General features: G+C 39.6%; 16 protein-coding genes and 1 pseudogene. 6 read left to right on the forward strand and 11 right to left on the reverse strand.

Features of this window, described 5'->3' with window-relative positions; translation table 11 throughout:
- Positions 1-29: 29 nt before the first annotated feature.
- The 5 genes from msrB to R6U77_RS15135 all read right to left on the reverse strand — a co-directional run bounded on the left by msrB (position 30) and on the right by R6U77_RS15135 (position 3631).
- Positions 30-458, reverse strand: a complete 429-nt coding sequence (msrB, locus tag R6U77_RS15115; RefSeq protein ID WP_319836277.1) for a peptide-methionine (R)-S-oxide reductase MsrB — start codon at positions 456-458, stop codon at positions 30-32.
- The gene (gene msrA / locus R6U77_RS15120; RefSeq protein ID WP_293929300.1) at positions 451-981 is read right to left on the reverse strand and encodes a peptide-methionine (S)-S-oxide reductase MsrA; all 531 of its coding nucleotides are present in this window, start codon (positions 979-981) and stop codon (positions 451-453) included. The genes msrB and msrA overlap by 8 nt, the downstream gene beginning before the upstream one ends.
- Entirely contained in the window at positions 982-1560 is a 579-nt protein-coding gene (locus R6U77_RS15125) for a YpmS family protein (protein WP_319836278.1), read from the reverse strand.
- Positions 1561-1568: 8 nt separating this feature from the next.
- Positions 1569-2480 (reverse strand): GDSL-type esterase/lipase family protein, encoded by a 912-nt coding sequence (locus R6U77_RS15130; protein WP_319836279.1) that lies wholly within the window; start codon positions 2478-2480, stop codon positions 1569-1571.
- Between the two features lie 308 nt (positions 2481-2788).
- Positions 2789-3631 (reverse strand): DegV family protein, encoded by an 843-nt coding sequence (locus tag R6U77_RS15135; protein WP_293929294.1) that lies wholly within the window; start codon positions 3629-3631, stop codon positions 2789-2791.
- Positions 3632-3825: 194 nt separating this feature from the next.
- Here R6U77_RS15135 and trhA point away from each other — a divergent pair, with 194 nt between their 5' ends.
- The 3 genes and pseudogenes from trhA to R6U77_RS15150 all read left to right on the forward strand — a co-directional run.
- Positions 3826-4464, forward strand: a complete 639-nt coding sequence (gene trhA / locus R6U77_RS15140) for a PAQR family membrane homeostasis protein TrhA (protein ID WP_293929292.1) — start codon at positions 3826-3828, stop codon at positions 4462-4464.
- A 96-nt stretch (positions 4465-4560) separates the two neighbouring features.
- A complete protein-coding gene (locus R6U77_RS15145; RefSeq protein WP_319836280.1) occupies positions 4561-5397 on the forward strand; it encodes a DUF6612 family protein in 837 nt (278 codons plus the stop codon).
- 99 nt (positions 5398-5496) lie between these two features.
- Positions 5497-5880: pseudogene (locus tag R6U77_RS15150) on the forward strand (DUF6612 family protein); the annotation flags it as partial.
- 57 nt (positions 5881-5937) lie between these two features.
- On the opposite strand, the gene R6U77_RS15155 reads toward R6U77_RS15150, so the two are convergent.
- Entirely contained in the window at positions 5938-7512 is a 1575-nt protein-coding gene (locus tag R6U77_RS15155) for a flotillin lipid rafts scaffold protein FloT (protein ID WP_406601050.1), read from the reverse strand.
- An 18-nt stretch (positions 7513-7530) separates the two neighbouring features.
- Positions 7531-8061, reverse strand: a complete 531-nt coding sequence (locus R6U77_RS15160) for an NfeD family protein (protein WP_319836281.1) — start codon at positions 8059-8061, stop codon at positions 7531-7533.
- A 739-nt stretch (positions 8062-8800) separates the two neighbouring features.
- Here R6U77_RS15160 and R6U77_RS15165 point away from each other — a divergent pair.
- A complete protein-coding gene (locus R6U77_RS15165) occupies positions 8801-9046 on the forward strand; it encodes a hypothetical protein (protein WP_293929591.1) in 246 nt (81 codons plus the stop codon).
- 525 nt (positions 9047-9571) lie between these two features.
- Here R6U77_RS15165 and abc-f read toward each other — a convergent pair.
- Positions 9572-11197, reverse strand: a complete 1626-nt coding sequence (abc-f, locus tag R6U77_RS15170; protein WP_319836282.1) for a ribosomal protection-like ABC-F family protein — start codon at positions 11195-11197, stop codon at positions 9572-9574.
- A gap of 337 nt (positions 11198-11534) precedes the next feature.
- On the opposite strand from abc-f, the gene R6U77_RS15175 reads away from it, so the two are divergent.
- Positions 11535-13244: a methyl-accepting chemotaxis protein gene (locus R6U77_RS15175; protein ID WP_319836283.1), complete on the forward strand. Its 1710-nt coding sequence runs from the start codon at positions 11535-11537 to the stop codon at positions 13242-13244.
- Between the two features lie 21 nt (positions 13245-13265).
- On the opposite strand, the gene R6U77_RS15180 is transcribed toward R6U77_RS15175, so the two are convergent.
- The 3 genes from R6U77_RS15180 to R6U77_RS15190 all read right to left on the reverse strand — a co-directional run bounded on the left by R6U77_RS15180 (position 13266) and on the right by R6U77_RS15190 (position 14863).
- The gene (locus R6U77_RS15180) at positions 13266-13610 is read right to left on the reverse strand and encodes a hypothetical protein (protein ID WP_319836284.1); all 345 of its coding nucleotides are present in this window, start codon (positions 13608-13610) and stop codon (positions 13266-13268) included.
- Between the two features lie 100 nt (positions 13611-13710).
- Complete coding sequence (locus R6U77_RS15185; RefSeq protein WP_293929595.1) at positions 13711-14136, reverse strand: GatB/YqeY domain-containing protein; 426 nt, start codon at positions 14134-14136, stop codon at positions 13711-13713.
- A gap of 19 nt (positions 14137-14155) precedes the next feature.
- Positions 14156-14863, reverse strand: a complete 708-nt coding sequence (locus R6U77_RS15190) for an SIR2 family NAD-dependent protein deacylase (RefSeq protein WP_319836285.1) — start codon at positions 14861-14863, stop codon at positions 14156-14158.
- 97 nt (positions 14864-14960) lie between these two features.
- On the opposite strand from R6U77_RS15190, the gene R6U77_RS15195 reads away from it, so the two are divergent.
- Positions 14961-15590, forward strand: a complete 630-nt coding sequence (locus R6U77_RS15195; RefSeq protein WP_293929597.1) for a GntR family transcriptional regulator — start codon at positions 14961-14963, stop codon at positions 15588-15590.
- Positions 15591-15747: the final 157 nt, after the last annotated feature.

A 15747-nucleotide genomic window follows, 5' to 3' on the forward strand; every position in this document is an offset into this window, starting at 1 on the left:
TTATTTGCGATTTCGCTCTTTATGATACCTTATTCAAACAATGCCTTATATTTCCCGTAGCCTTGCGCCTCTAGCTCTTCCACAGGGATAAAGCGTAGTGCTGCGGAATTGATGCAGTAACGCAAACCGCCTAACTCTTGCGGGCCATCTGGGAAAACATGTCCTAAATGTGAATCTGCTGTTTTGCTGCGCACTTCTACGCGGCGCATGCCATGCGATGTATCGAAATGCTCGGTTACTTCCTCTACCTCTAACGGTTTAGCAAAGCTTGGCCAGCCACAGCCTGCATCAAATTTATCCAGCGAGGAAAAAAGCGGCTCACCTGATACGATATCCACATAAATACCTGTGTTAAAATGCTGGTCATATTCGTTGCGATATGGTGGCTCTGTGCCTTGCTCCTGCGTTACATAATATTGCATTTCCGTTAATTCCTTTAAACGCTGCTCTTTATTCATGTCTTTCCCCCCAATGCTGTTCTTTAAAGGCTACCCGCCCTGAGCCGATGGCGTAGCGCTCATAATGAGCAGGGTTTTTCTTATAATAATGCTGATGATACGTTTCCGCCGCATAAAATGGCTTTGCTGGCAAAATTTTTACCGCGATCGGCTGTTTGAATTTGCCCGATGCTTGTAATGCTGCTTTCGAGCGCTCTGCGATTTCACGCTGTTCCTCATTATGATAAAAAATTGCTGTCGTATACGATTCGCCACGATCGTAAAACTGTCCGCCTGCGTCTGTTGGGTCAATCAAAGTCCAATAGAGCTCTACAAGCTTTTCGTAAGGATATACGGCTGGGTCAAACGTAATTTGCACTGCCTCTAAATGTCCCGTTGTCTCTGAGCAAACTTGCTCGTATGTTGGATTTTCGACATGTCCCCCTGTATAACCCGAAACAACCGCCTCAATTCCTGGTACTTCATCAAATGGCTTGACCATGCACCAAAAACACCCACCTGCAAACGTTGCATATTGCACCATTTATTTCACCTCTTCTGCTGGAATAATGATATCTAACAATATTTTATCATTCGCTAAATCAATTTCCTTTGCACGCACTCTTGAGCCTGAGGCAATGTTAATGCGCGATAAATCCACATAAATTTCCTCTTCATTCGGTCTGACAATCATCCAGTCAGGGAATTCAATCGCATCCTTCATCAGCTTTAAAACAGTCGATGGTGGAATATTTAATTTCCCTACATTCACCTCTGTTTGCTTTAATCGAATATTGCCATCGCTGACAATCGGCTCAAAATCCATTGAAATAGGTACTGTAATACCGAATACAATTAGCTCACTAAAAAGCTGCACTTGCTCGTTTACTTCCATTTCAACAGGGATTGGTGATTTCCCTAGTGGTCCTTTGCCCATATATTTTTTCGCAATTGCTTCAAATTCCTTCGCTGTTGTCTGCACCGTCAGCACATGCCCGGTTACTTGCGCCTGCTCTGGAATTGCACGTTCCTCCACCTTTGAAGTCGCCATATATACGATAAAAACGACTGTGAAAAGTACTGCTCCTGCTAGTAAAAAAAAGGCGACTTTCCATTTATTCATTTGCTATCTCACTCCTCAAATCCAATCAAACCATCTGACATTTCCTCAATATCGCACTCTTTCATAGCAGCTACAATGCGCTCTGTCATGCGCTCATAGCCCTTCGCATTCGGATGGAAGAAATCCGTATGATACACTAAATCCTCATTCGTATGAAATAAATCTAGCACGGGGACAAAGCAGGCATTATCATCCTGTGCCGCTAGCTCCCTTACGTCATTATTCCACTCTACAATAATTTCTTCAAATGGTGTCGTTTCATCTACTACAATTGAAAAGGGATTGTAAAAACCAATTAAAATGAGCGGCACCTCTGGATTACGTGCACGTATTTCTTTAACAATTTGCTCATAATTATGTTGAAAGTTGACTCTTTCCTCATCAAACATTTCCTTTTTTAAAGAAAATATATCGGTTTTGACAATTTTCATTACATCATTGCCACCCATTGTTAGCGTAACCAAATTAGCAGCCTCTAATTCCTTATCATAGTGCCCTTTTTCCAAAAGTCGTAGCAGCTGATCACTACGTCTGCCCTTTTTACCGCGATTATCTAGCGTAATCGTCGTAATTGCAGGCCATTTTTCAAGCTGTTCCACTAAGCGCTCCGTATAGCCTTGACGCATATATTCATCCCCAACACCATCCGTTAAAGAATCGCCTAGTGCAAGATATTGAATATCCTGTGCATCAATTTCTTTTCTAGTCAGCCAATCTAGCTGAAAAATATCACCTAGCTTTTCTATAATGCCCTCTTTTTGCGCTTTCTCGATATAAAGCGCATCATCTATCGGTATAGGTACACTTGTCGTACCAAGTGATTTTTCATATTCCTCTGGAGATGTTTCAGGCTCATCGACCGTCACTGTACAAGCAGACAATAATAAGCAACAACATAACATGCTTAACCAAAACTTCATTCTTTCTTCTTCCCTACCAATCTATTTAACATATGTACTATTATAATGTATATGACGTAAACAAACACGCTAAAAGGCATGGCGCCCATCAATTGAATAAAGTGAACCTTCAATCAGTGGGGGTTTTCCTCATCCCCCCACTGATTGGTAGTTTCACCAATCGGGTTTTTACAGGCTGTTTGATCCCCCTCAACACCTTGATTTTATCTGCTGTTTTGATGTGGGGGTCTTACAGCCTGTTAATAAGGGATAAAAAGCAAACAGGTGTCTGAAAGTGGCACATTAGCCTGCTTTCAGACACCTCTAACCTATTCTGCAAAATAAATAAAGCCAATTGCTCCTGGACCTGTATGTGTACTAATAATTGGGGATGTAAAGGCAATTTCTGCGCTGTCGAAGCCTGTTTCTTTGATTAAATCAAGCAGCGGCTGCCCCATCGTTTGTAAGCCACCTGCATGAGATAAGCCGACAGCCTTTACTGTTTTGCCAGCAGTATCCTCCTGGAACTGCTTAAATAAATAATTGACTACTTGCTTATGGCTGCGTGCCTTCGATACAGGCGTATACTCGCCACCTTCTAAGCTAGCGATTGGCTTAATATTTAACAGCGAGCCAATCATGCCTTTTCCTTTACCGATGCGTCCACCTTTAATTAAGTTTTCCAACGTATCAACGACAACAAATAAATTTGTATTTGCACGTACCACATCTAAGCGTGCTACAATTTCCTCGATTGAAGCACCTTCATCGCGCATGCGAATAGCTTCTCGAATTTGGAAGGCTAAGCCGAATGCAATAAAGCGTGAGTCGACAACTGTCACATCAGACGTTGTCATGTCAGCTGCTTGGCGAGCCGATTGAACCGTACCACTCATACCGCCTGTCATATGAATCGATAAAATTTGATCGCCATCTTTTCCAAGCTCATCATATAATTCTTTAAATTTCCCTGGTGCAGGCTGAGAGCTTTTTGGCAGTTCAGGAGATTGTTTCATTATATCCATGAATGTAGCAGGCTCTAAATCGATTCCATCTACATATGTATTTTGTCCAATTTGAATTGTTAAAGGTACAATGTGAATACCATGCTGCTTAATTTCCTCTTTTGTTAAATCACACGTTGAATCAGTTACAATATGAATTCGTCCCACTTATGACACATCCTTTATATTCTTCTTCCCTATTATAAGTAACTTGAATCATCACTGTAAAGGTGACAAATGTAATACCTATTACCTGATAGTTGTCTTTTTTCCATATGACATATTGTAGTGACAACTAATGACAATTATGTCTGTTCAGTTATTTCTTATTTTACTATAGTATTTCATAAGGAGTGATGATTATGCAAAACATCGTGTTCGACTATAAAACAAAAAATGAAGAATTATGGAATGCCATCACGCACGGCATTGGTTTATTAATTAGCATCCCCGCTTGTGTCTGGCTTATTTTACAGGCAATTGCAAAGGGAGGTGCTGTAGAAATTGTCTCCTACAGCATTTTTGGGGCATCTTTAATTATTTTATTTTTAAATTCTACTTTGCTGCACAGTATGCCTGAGCGCTTTAAGTATTTCTTTGCCATTCTTGACCATTCTGCTATTTATATTTTAATCGCAGGCACGTACACACCGTTTTTGCTCATTACGTTAGATGGCGCATTAAGCATTACATTGCTGTGCATTATTTGGGGCATTGCCATATTTGGTGTCGTCTTTAAATGCTTATTTATTTATCGCTTTGAAGCATTTTCCTTAGGCCTATATATCGCTATGGGCTGGCTCATTATTTTTGTCATTAAGCCCGTTTACACATTTTTGCAGTTTGAAGGCTTTTTATTGCTGCTAGCAGGTGGTTTATGCTTTACATTCGGTGCGATTTTCTATGCATGGAACCGTCTTCCGTACAACCACGCAATTTGGCATATTTTTGTGATTGCAGGCTGTGCTTGCATGGTGAGTTGTGTCCTATTCTATTTATAAAATAGCAGGACTTTTCTATCGAAAAACAGCTTTCTTGAAACTTTACTACTTATTAAACAGTATTAATAGTAATGAACAATAAAGGAGCTGTAGCAAATGAAAAAGAAAATGTTCGTAGCCTTAGCAGGGGTGGCAGTGATTGCCGCTGGCTGTGGGACAACAGCAACACCGAAGGAAAATACGACCGACAAAAGCGATTTATCACTAGAGGAAGTATTTACGAAAAGCAGTGAGCGACAAAGCGAAATTAAAAGCTTTAATGCGACTGTGACAATGACACAGGCAATGGAGCTAGGCGATGGATCAACAGTGGATACATCCGCTAATATGAAAATGGGTGCAGTTTTAGAGCCAACACAATTTTTTGTTGATGGCACAATTTCTATGACGGAGCCTACAAGTGGTGACAAGCTAGATATGCCGATGAAAATGTATATGACAGCTGAGGACGGCTTTTATATGTATGATGACACATCGAAAACATGGTTTAAGCTGCCACAAGATGCGACGCTTGATGAAATGCTAAGTCAGGCAGGTGTCCAAGCGAATGCAGCAGATCAGCTGCAATTATTGGAAAAATACGTAGATGATTTTACATTCGAGCAAACAAATAAAGAATATATTTTAACATTGAATGCAGGTGGCGATAAATTCAAGCAATTAATCGAAGAGCAAGTCGCATTAACGATGCCGGATGCCCCTATTGAGCAATTCGAAAACATGTCATTCGAAGATACAACATATCAGCTGACAATTGATAAAAAAACATATGATATGAAAGAATTGAAATTAGATATGATCATTTCAATGGACATCGATGGTGTCCAAGCAAAAATTGACCAAAAAACAACGACAACATACGATGATTTTAACAACGCAACTGTCACAATCCCACAAGATGTATTAGAAAATGCACAGGAAATCAATTATTAAATATCACAATAGCTTAAGCCCTTTTCAGCTAAGAGGGTTTAAGCTTTTTTATTTACAAATTTCACACTAGATGCTTTCGGCTTAGATGTTAATACGACGGAGCAATTAAAAATTTTTGAAAAATATGCAGAGGATTTTACATATGAAGAAAAAGGCGAGGATTATATTTTAACATTAAAGGGTAGCAACGATAAGCTCCATCAAATAAGCCGTGAGCAACTAGCCCTTACGATTGCTGAAACAAATCCAATCGCTGAAAGCCTTCAAAATACAAAATTCGAAGATGCCTTTTATCAAGTAATAGTTGATAAAAATACATTTGATGTGAAGACGATCCAATTAGACTGGATGATGAAGCCAACGATTGATGGCGAAGAAATGGCTATTGACCAAAAAACAACAATCGCTTACAACAATATTAATGCTGTTTCGACAATCACTGTACCACAGGAAGTAATCGATAACGCTTATCTCATTGAATAATTATCCACAAAAAGGGATGCTTGAAAAGATTATATCTTTTCAGGCATCCTCTTTTTTCTATTCTTCCGTTATTTCAAGCTCTTCCTTTGGCTGTGCGGGCTTTGATACTGCTACTGGTGTTGGTGCCGGTGCTTGCTGTACGTACTGCTTGATGGCATTTTTACCAACGTATGTTTCAATTAATTCCTTGACATCAATGCCTGATGAAGCTTTTAATGTTTCTTGCAATGACCCCATTAAATTTGTTGCGTAAGAAGTAACTTTGTTGGCGCCGCCACCTTCGCCACCACCTGTGTCAACAACTGTAATTTTGTCAATGTTGGATAATGGGCTTGCGATTTGCTTCGCGTATTCTGGCAACATGCGAACCACCATGTCTAACACGGCTGCTTGACCGTATTGCTCAAATGCTTCTGCGATTTTTTGCTTCGCTTCTGCCTCCGCTAAACCGCGTAGACGAATGATTTCTGCCTCTGCTGCCCCTTGCGCACGCTCTGCGTCTGCTTTTGCCAAACCGTCAAGACGAATGCGCTCTGCTTCAGCTTGTGCCTGTGCCTCGATACGATATTTTTCCGCATCTGCCTGTGTTAATTGCTTCATTTTTTCTGCCGAAGCTTGTTGCTCAATCGCATAACGCTCCGCATCTGCTTTTTTCTTCACTTCAGAATCATATTGACGCTCACGACGTGAAATTTCGTGCTCTTCTAATTCAATTTGCTTTTGACGCTCAATGATTTGTACTTGCATTTCTTGCTCTGTTACTTCCTGTTTCGCACGGGCTGTTTCTAGCTCATAGGCTTGGTCAGCACGGGCTCTTGCAATATCTTGCTCACGACGATATTCTGCTACTTTTAATTGATTGTCTTTTTCCGCTTCCGCAATTTCTGTTGCACGTGCAAGCTCGGCTTTTTGTGCCTCTTGATCTGCTTGTGCACGCTTAATACGCGTTTCTTTATCTGCCTCTGCTGTTGCAATATCTGCATCGCGTTTTACTTGTGCGATACGCGGCTTCCCTAGCGATTCTAAGTAGCCATTTTTATCGCGCACATCTTTAATTGTAAATGATACAATCATCAGACCCATTTTCGCTAAATCTTGCGAGGCAACGCGTTGTACTTCCTGTGAGAATTTATCGCGATTTTTGTAGATTTCCTCTACTGTCATCGAGCCTAAAATCGAGCGTAAATGCCCTTCTAATACTTCACGTGCTTCCATTTCACGCTCATGCTTATCTTTCCCTAAAAATTGCTCTGCTGCTGTTGCGATTTCAGAAATCGAACCGCCAATTTTGATGATGGCTGTACCGTCTGCCATAACTGGTACACCTTGCTCTGTGTAAACTTCTGGTGTTGTTACTTCTAGTTTACTAGATAGCAAGCTAAGTGGCTCTGCCTGCTGGAATACTGGAAATACGAATGTACCGCCACCACGAATAATTTTAATACGATTACCTGTCTCATCTGTATGAACATTTTTTGAGCCTAAGTAGCTTCCTGTCACAATTAATGCTTCATCTGGACCTGCTGTACGGTATTTCGATACGTAAATTCCTAAAAGAGCGATAATAATAAAGACAACTACCCCAATAATAATTAATGTACCTATCATACCTGTGTTGAAAAGATCTGCCATGCTGTTTCCTCCTTTAAATTATGCGTTGGCGAAGCCTTTGTCATATGATGTAACAAAAGCCGTCCCCTCTTTTACTTCAATAATTAAAACCTTCGTGTCATATGGAATTTCGTCACCTTGATAGCTCGCTGCTCGTTTCGAAATGATTCCGTTCACCGATTCGATAACAATTTCACCAAAGCCATCTAGCGGAATTGGTACAATGACTCTCCCCGTCTGCCCTTCTAACGATGCGTCCGTGTAAACGAGCGACACCTCTGCTGAGCGCAACGGGACTAGTAGGAAGAAATACAGCAATGCGGTGAAAATCGCTGCAATTACTAGCGCAATGACGAAAGCGACAATGCTTGTTAGAGAAGTAAAGCGTTCAAGCAAATAGCCACTTGCTGCTGTGATAGAAATAAATGAAAGTATCACAGCTGGGTCGAAAAATGGGATTCCTTCTGCTATACCATCCGCTAAATCAGCAAATACGAAATAGAGTATTGTACAGCTACCAATCACAATCAATATGGTTAAATAAATCGCTGTGAGTGAAAATCCAAACACCTTGGCCATCCCCCTTTCTTATGTATTACCTTATTTACGAATAACTTCCAAGAAAGTTTCGAAAAAATGAAAAAATATTCGCTCAATCAACAATATTCACCATTTATCGACGCTCACCTTATTTTACCAACTTAAACATTCTCCATCAATAGCATATATATACTTAAAAATAAGGAGAGGGAACGCATGGTGATAATTTATTAATATCAAAATTTATGTTTATATGTAATAAGATATTTGCACTCAAAAAGAACACTTAATTTTATTATAAAACTTCTTCAAATTCCTTTACTTAAAGATAATAGGTGAAAGAATGCAAGTAAGTAAGAGAACTTTGAGTTAACAGACTTTTGCTATACTTGCAACTTCAAAAGGGAGAGGAGACGAAACGGATTACAAGACAACTATATAAAAATATAAAAGCAGTGAAGGATATGAATAAAGCATTAATGTATAAAAATTTAATTTCATATGGTAGCTTGTTAAAAGAATTCATAAGGAATTAAAGCTTGACTCATACTGAAGATATTATTGTTATGGCTTAATGGTATGTTGGTTTAAATGATGATGCTGGATTAAAAGAGGATACAAACTTTTCAATCTATATTAGAAATGATTCAGATTATTAATAATGACTGTGGCTATTTTTTATAGCTATAATAGTAATTAAGAAAAAATGAAACATATTATATCTTTTTAAATGTAGAGTAAATTAAATTTTCTAGATGGGGGCTAAAAGATGACACTTAGATGGAAGATAGAAGATACTATATTTGATAGTTTATACGAAGCAGATGTATGGGCTGATTCAATAGGAAATGAAATGTATGCAAGACTGTATGATGGTTATGACACACCAGATTATAAGGTAGCTTATTCTTTAGCTTTTAGACTTGCTGGGATGAAAGGCTTCAGAGTTTTTACGAAAACTATGAGGGATAATGATAATAATAGGAGATATAAAGTTTGGGTAGAATATTCTTAAAACTGAAAATAATTTAAAATCTAAAAACGTATACTTTTGTTAAATAATCGGCTGCCTTTTTGAAGGGCAGTTTTTTTAAAATGTAAGAAAGAGGAGAACGTGAAGGCTGTCAATCGTAATTCATGGGAGCAGAATGAAGTGAACATTTAGTTCTGAATTAATTAATTCACTTCTGTCACCTTTATCAATTGTTAAATTAGAAGATTAAGACCGCAATAAATGTTTTCATTAATAGTTTAATCATGAATAGCTTGATGTAATTAGTACCTATAGTGATTATCGTATTATCAGCATGATTTATTTTTTCAAAGATATCGAAAAGAATTGAAAAGTAAAATTTTGTCTTATTATAATGATAGATTAATTGTTATAGAAGAGTTGTAAAAAGAAGTTGATGAATTATCCATGTTAAATTTATTTATAATTATCTTCTGTTATATAAAGAGATTTAGTTTACTGAAGGGTGAATTGTTGCCAAGGTGTAGTTAAAGAAAAAACAGAGACGCCTAATTAGGCTCTCCGTCTTTATTTAGTTTTCAACACATTAATTTCCTTCGTCAGCTCATTAAAGCGTTGATCTAATTTCATATATTGTTCAGAGCCAAGCTGTGCAAGGCTTAGCTTCCCTAAGACAGCCTGCCGCTCTGTTTCTAATGCTAGTAATACTGCGCTATTGTCCTGCTGAATTTCCTGCTGTACGACATGCTTTTTTAACCTGCCATCTTCAATGATAAGCTGCTCATCCGTGATTTGTTGTAAAAAATATTGGTCATGTGACACCGCTAAAATGGTGCCTGTAAATTGCTGTAATGTCGCCTCTAGCTGCTCACGTGACTCCATATCTAAATGATTTGTTGGCTCATCTAGCAGCAGCACATCTTTATTTTGCAAAATAAATTGCATCAGCTTTAGCTTGACGCGTTCGCCCATGCTCATCGTATCAATTGGGTTTTCCCAATGCACCGCCGTGAAGCCAAGCTGCTTCATTAAATGCTGAACAACGCTTCTGTCCTCAAAGGTAGCGCGATGGAAAATTTGCGCAGGTGTTTGCATTAACGGCAAATCGAAGACATTTTGCGATAAATAGCCGATGGATGCGGTCGGTGAGAGCCACAGCTTGCCGTCATAGGCTTCCTTCCCCATCACCATCTGTAAAAAAGTCGTTTTGCCCGCACCATTTGGACCGATAAGCGCCACTTTTTCACCATGCATAATTGTAAAATGCTGTGCTTTAAATAACAGCTTGTTCCCAATACGCTTTTCAATGCCTGTTGCCTCTAAAAAGCGCTTGCCTCGCTTCGCTGTTGCATGAATTTCGAATTGCACCTCATACGGCTTTGCTACCTGCTCTACTTTTGCCGTCTTTAGCTCCTGCTCTAGGCGTTTTCTTTTTGATTTAATTTGAGAGTCCGTACGCTTCGCCTTCACACGGTGATATTCTTTAAAGCCTTCCTGTTTTGTTGACTGCGCATGCGCTTTATTTGACCAGCTTGTTAAATTTGTTAGCTGCCCCTCAATGCGCTCGATTTTCTTTTGCTGCTGCTCATAGGCATGCTGCTGCGCCTTTCGTTCATCGGCACGAACCTTTTTATAATACGTGTAGTTGCCGTGATATGCACGTATTTCTTTATTTTCAATCGCCCAAATTTTTGTCGCAACCTTATCTAAAAACGCTCGGTCATGCGACGCAACGACAATCGTTCCTTTATATGCTTTCATTTGCTCGATTAATAGCTGAATGCTTGCATCATCTAAATGGTTTGTTGGCTCATCTAATAAAAGTAAGTCCTTTGCCTTTGAAAAGCCCGCTACAAGGCGCAGCTTCAGCTTTTCGCCGCCACTTAACGTCGAATAGTCATTGTCAGGTACATGCCATTTCGCTAAAAGCTCGGCATTGGCGTATGACGTTTCATCATACGTTTCCTGCTCTTGCTGAATGTAGAGCGGTGTTATATGACGCTGCCATTGCATAGTGCCTGTACTTGGCTCCATATCACCATTAAGCAAATGCAGAAGAGTTGATTTGCCTGCACCATTTTTGCCAACGATGCCAACAACATCACCTTCTGTTAACGATAATCGCACGTTTTGCAATAAAACAACTTGCTCGAATTCAAGTGTCACATCATGTATTTTTAATAGTTCTATCATAAAAATGCCCCCTTAAGCTTTAGGAGAACAAAAAAATCCTCCCGTAATGGAAGGATTAGTCGGCAACAAATAAGCTTTTCCGCATAAGCGAAAAAACAAGCATTTTTGGAAAATGGGCAGACTAATCCTGTTTTTTTTCATGCTGAATGATTCATCATGTGTAAAAAATCAGGTTAGTTTAACATCGGCCACCCATCTTCCTTTCCGTTTCGAATTGCTAACAGTATAGCATAATATAGCAAGCATTGCATGCTTTTTTTATGCTGTTTTTTAGAATATTTATCCTTTATTCTATTATAAATATGCTATTATTTAGTTAATTGAAGGGGTGATAATAATGAAACATTGGTCTATTCGTACAAAATTAGGTTTACTATTTTCCATGCCGATTATTTTGCTAATTGTCATATTTATCGTCAATATGCTGCTAAGTCAGCAAAGCTTTACGCATTTAAAAACAATTTTATATGATGAGGTATACACTGCCCAAACAAGCCTGATTGAGGCAGACCGTGATTTATATCAGGCAAATCTAGCAATTATTCGCATGTTTGAGAGCACAAGCAATCAAGAGATTGATGCGAATAAAAAGGATTACGAGGAAAATATTGAGCAGGTAACGCAGCGTGTCCAAAAGGCACGTCAATTGCTGGAAGGAACAGATGCCTTTACCGCATTGTTACATGAACAATCTGGTCAAACAATGGCCCAAAACTTTGATCTTTTTAATGAAAATTTTACACACTGGCAAAGTCAAGCATTGCAGTCCACTTTAGCGGTCGAGGAAATTGATGCGACCTTTGAAATGGCACGCAGTAATTTAGATGAAATTGAGCAATTAATTGATAGCACTGCCCAACAATCAATCGAAAGCTTACAATCAGATAATCAATGGAAGAACATTGTAATGATTGCTGCTTTAGTCATTACGCTAGCGATTGTTGTGAGCATTGGCATCATCGTGATCAAGCGAATTGTCCAGATTATTTTGATGATTATGCGTGAAACAGAGCAAATTGCCAGTGGCAATCTTGCGGGTGAAGCGCTACAGCTAAACCAGCAGGACGAGCTAGGTAAGCTAGGTCAATCGGTCAATACGATGAAGGAAAACTTACGCTCACTCGTGCAATCTGTAGATAACGCAGCTGAAGAGGTTGTCGAAACATCGAATGTAGTCAGCGCTGTTGTAGAGGAAACGACCGTATCTATTGAAAATATTACAAATGCGATTCATGATATGGCAAAAGGCGCTTCCCAGGGGGCAATCGATGCTGAAACAACAAATGAAAAAGTACAGGAAGTATCCCATCAAGTAGAGCGTGTTGCTGAAGTAACGGCGAGCATGCTGACACAATCGCAGGAAGCGACGAGCGCTAGTGCAGAAGGCATGAAGCAAGTAGTGCAGCTACGCGATACCGCAACTGCCTCTACAAAGGTGCTAGCAGATGTCCATGCCGTGATGAGTGAGTTGCTTGCAAAGGTAACAAGCATCGGTACTGTGACGGAGGTTATTTCTGGCATCGCTGACCAAACGAATTTACTTGCACTGAACGCAAGCATTGAGGCGGCACGTGCTGGTGAGCATGGCAAAGGCTTTGCGGTCGTGGCAGACGAGGTAAGAAAGCTAGCCGAGGAATCTGCCAATGCGACAACGCAAATTCGCGAGATGATTCAGCTCATGCTGAAGGAATCAACAAATGCTTCTACTGCCCTCCAGCAAACTCAAGTAATTGCAGGCAAGCAGGAGCAAGTGACAATCGAAACAGAGCAAGCTTTCCAAACGATTTCCCAATCTATTGAAACGATTCAGCACTCTATTTCGGAAGTTTCACAAGGCATGCATAACATTACGAGTTTGCAGAACGGCACAGCTACTGCAATTGAAAGCATGACCGCGATTACAGAGCAAACCGCCGCAACAACAGAGGAAGTAGCCGCATCCGCAGATGAGCAGCATAAAGCGATTGAAAGCGTTGCACGTTCCGCAGATGAGCTACAGACGTTGAGCAAGGAATTAAAGCAGATTTTAAGTCAATTTTCATATTAAATATTCAAAAATAGCGCCTCACTATGTTTGTGAAGCGCTATTTTTATTAGCTATTGCATCAAGAAAATCTGTTAAAGCATGATCCTGAAGCTCGTATAGTTGATTAAAGCCAATACTCATTTTATGATCGTTTACAGGAAAAATATAATCCTTTTCTTTTGAGCTAATAATTAAATAATATTCCGCTGTCGCCTCCTGGGCGCCAAACGATTTCTTTACAGATGCCTGTGATAACAATTGTAATAGCATCACAAATTCATCATCATTTAAATGATAGAGATAGGCATCTTTATCAGAAAAATGTTCAATTGATGTTAACGCAGCACCTTCAATTGAATGTTCAGATGGAAAATTCTCTAAATTCATTAAAGATTGATTCCTATTCAAATAAATTAATCCAGCAACAAAAAATATTAAAACTAAGATTAAAAGGGAAATTATTTTTTTCATCGTCAGTGCTAGCTTGTTAAATCAAGCTTTTCACAGCCTTCGACATCAACGCCCCATCCGCTTTGCCTGCTAAAAGTGGCTTGGCAATTTTCATCGCATCGCCCATATTCATACCTTTTGTAACGCCTGCTGCTGTCAGCTGTGCAACGATTTCCTCTTCCGTTAATTGCTTTGGTAAGAAGCGCTTTAAAATTTCTAGTTTCGCTTGCTCTTTGTCAATTAAATCTTCTCTTCCTGCCGATTGTGCCCCTTCTAACGCTTGATTCGTTTGCTTAATTTCGCGATTGACGATAGCAATCTCCTCTTCTGCTGTTAAAACGCTACCCTTTTCCTTCTCTGCAAGGTCTAATGCTGATTTAACAAGCGTTAATACACCCTTTGCTAGCGTATCCTTTTCTTTCATCGCTATTTTTAATTGCTCAAATACAGTTGTTTTTAACATATTTATCCGCTCCTTTGTTCTATATTGTATCATGCTTAAGCAACGCATCGATTATTTTTAATGTTTCTCCTGCCTTGCCCTCAATTGTTAGATCAAAATGACTTTGCCCACTTTCCAGATTAATATAGACCGTTTTGCCGTTTGTCATGTGTGGCAATTGACTCACTGGATATACCTCTAAGCTTGTGCCAATCACAATAACAAGCTGCGCTGCCTTCATATGGGACAATGTATGATTCCATGCCTCCTGTGGCAAATTTTCACCAAACAGCACGACATTCGGACGCAATTTCCCACCACATGGACATGCTTCTTTTGCTAAAAAATGCTGCATTTCAGCCGCTTGACCGCATTTTTGGCAGCGCACTGAGCGAATCGAGCCGTGCAGCTCGTCTACATTGTCACTACCTGCTAACGTATGTAGCCCATCAACGTTTTGTGTAGCAATATGCTGGATAAGTCCACGTCGCTGCCAATTCGCTAAAATAAAATGCCCATCATGTGGCTTAACATCCTCTAATGCTTGTATTCTAGCCGCATAAAATTGCTGGAACAGCGCATAATTCGAAGTGAGCGCCTCCGTTGTTGCGACAGTGCGTGGGTCAATCTGTTGCCACCAGCCACTTTTCGAGCGAAAATCGGCTAGCCCACTCTCCGTTGACATGCCTGCCCCTGTTAAAACGACGGTATGCTTTGATGATGTTAACCATTCTACAATTTGCTCCATAGGAAAATCACCCCTTCTTATTATATAACAAATACGTGCGCTTTCAGTAGCAATGATATACTATAGGAAGAAGCATACTATGAAAGAGGCAAGCACGATGGAAACAAAAAAATTGCAAATTAAAAAGCCACGCTATCAAACGATTGCCGAAGATATTGCGGCAAAAATTGTGGAAAAAAAATATATTGTTGGTGATAAAATATATGCGCGTTCATCACTCGCATCACAATATGGTGTATCAGCAGAAACAGCCCGCCGCGCAATAGCGGTGTTGCAGGATTTAGAAATTGTGGAAGCGACAAAGGGCAGTGGTGTTGTCATCACCTCCTATGAAAATGCGGTCAAGCTCATTCAACGTCTTGAAGGCGTGCAAACGGTTCGAGAGCTACAAGTTTCATTGCAGCAAGCAATTGACAAGCAAATTAGCGATTTAATGACTATGCAGGAAACAGCGAAGGAATTAGTCAACCGGACAGAGCGCTTCCGCTCCATTAACCCTTTCGTTCCTTTTCAGCTTGAAATTACAGAGGCATGTCCATATTTAGACCAGAATTTAAGTGAAATTAATTTTTGGCATAATACACACGCAACGATTATTGCGATTCGCAAAGATGACCATTTAATTTTATCGCCAGGACCTTATGCAACACTGAATATTGGCAATGTCATTTATTTCATTGGTGATGATGAAGCGATCGTCAAAGTCAAGGATTTTTTACAAATTTAATTTTTTCTTCGAAGTGCAAGAAAAGCATTGTTATCACTGCTTTCCTTGCATTTTTTTGTCGTTGTCATTTTTGTCAAATTGGTTACATTCATTTGACAAAAGTAACAACCTATTGTTAACATTAAGTTGTCGGTTACGATAAATCTAAATATCTACT

Origin of the sequence: Lysinibacillus louembei (assembly GCF_033880585.1) — a bacterium.
Lineage (GTDB): Bacteria > Bacillota > Bacilli > Bacillales_A > Planococcaceae > Metasolibacillus > Metasolibacillus louembei.

Bases quoted from the DNA above. Each gene is read 5' to 3' on its own strand.
- R6U77_RS15125 (WP_319836278.1), bottom strand. From the start codon at position 1,560: ATGAATAAATGGAAAGTCGCCTTTTTTTTACTAGCAGGAGCAGTACTT.
- abc-f (WP_319836282.1), bottom strand. From the start codon at position 11,197: ATGATAGAACTATTAAAAATACATGATGTGACACTTGAATTCGAGCAA.
- R6U77_RS15145 (WP_319836280.1), top strand. From the start codon at position 4,561: ATGAAAAAGAAAATGTTCGTAGCCTTAGCAGGGGTGGCAGTGATTGCC.
- msrA (WP_293929300.1), bottom strand. From the start codon at position 981: ATGGTGCAATATGCAACGTTTGCAGGTGGGTGTTTTTGGTGCATGGTC.
- R6U77_RS15175 (WP_319836283.1), top strand. From the start codon at position 11,535: ATGAAACATTGGTCTATTCGTACAAAATTAGGTTTACTATTTTCCATG.
- R6U77_RS15180 (WP_319836284.1), bottom strand. From the start codon at position 13,610: ATGAATTTAGAGAATTTTCCATCTGAACATTCAATTGAAGGTGCTGCG.
- trhA (WP_293929292.1), top strand. From the start codon at position 3,826: ATGCAAAACATCGTGTTCGACTATAAAACAAAAAATGAAGAATTATGG.
- R6U77_RS15165 (WP_293929591.1), top strand. From the start codon at position 8,801: ATGACACTTAGATGGAAGATAGAAGATACTATATTTGATAGTTTATAC.
- R6U77_RS15190 (WP_319836285.1), bottom strand. From the start codon at position 14,863: ATGGAGCAAATTGTAGAATGGTTAACATCATCAAAGCATACCGTCGTT.
- R6U77_RS15185 (WP_293929595.1), bottom strand. From the start codon at position 14,136: ATGTTAAAAACAACTGTATTTGAGCAATTAAAAATAGCGATGAAAGAA.
- R6U77_RS15130 (WP_319836279.1), bottom strand. From the start codon at position 2,480: ATGAAGTTTTGGTTAAGCATGTTATGTTGTTGCTTATTATTGTCTGCT.
- R6U77_RS15195 (WP_293929597.1), top strand. From the start codon at position 14,961: ATGGAAACAAAAAAATTGCAAATTAAAAAGCCACGCTATCAAACGATT.
- msrB (WP_319836277.1), bottom strand. From the start codon at position 458: ATGAATAAAGAGCAGCGTTTAAAGGAATTAACGGAAATGCAATATTAT.
- R6U77_RS15155 (WP_406601050.1), bottom strand. From the start codon at position 7,512: ATGGCAGATCTTTTCAACACAGGTATGATAGGTACATTAATTATTATT.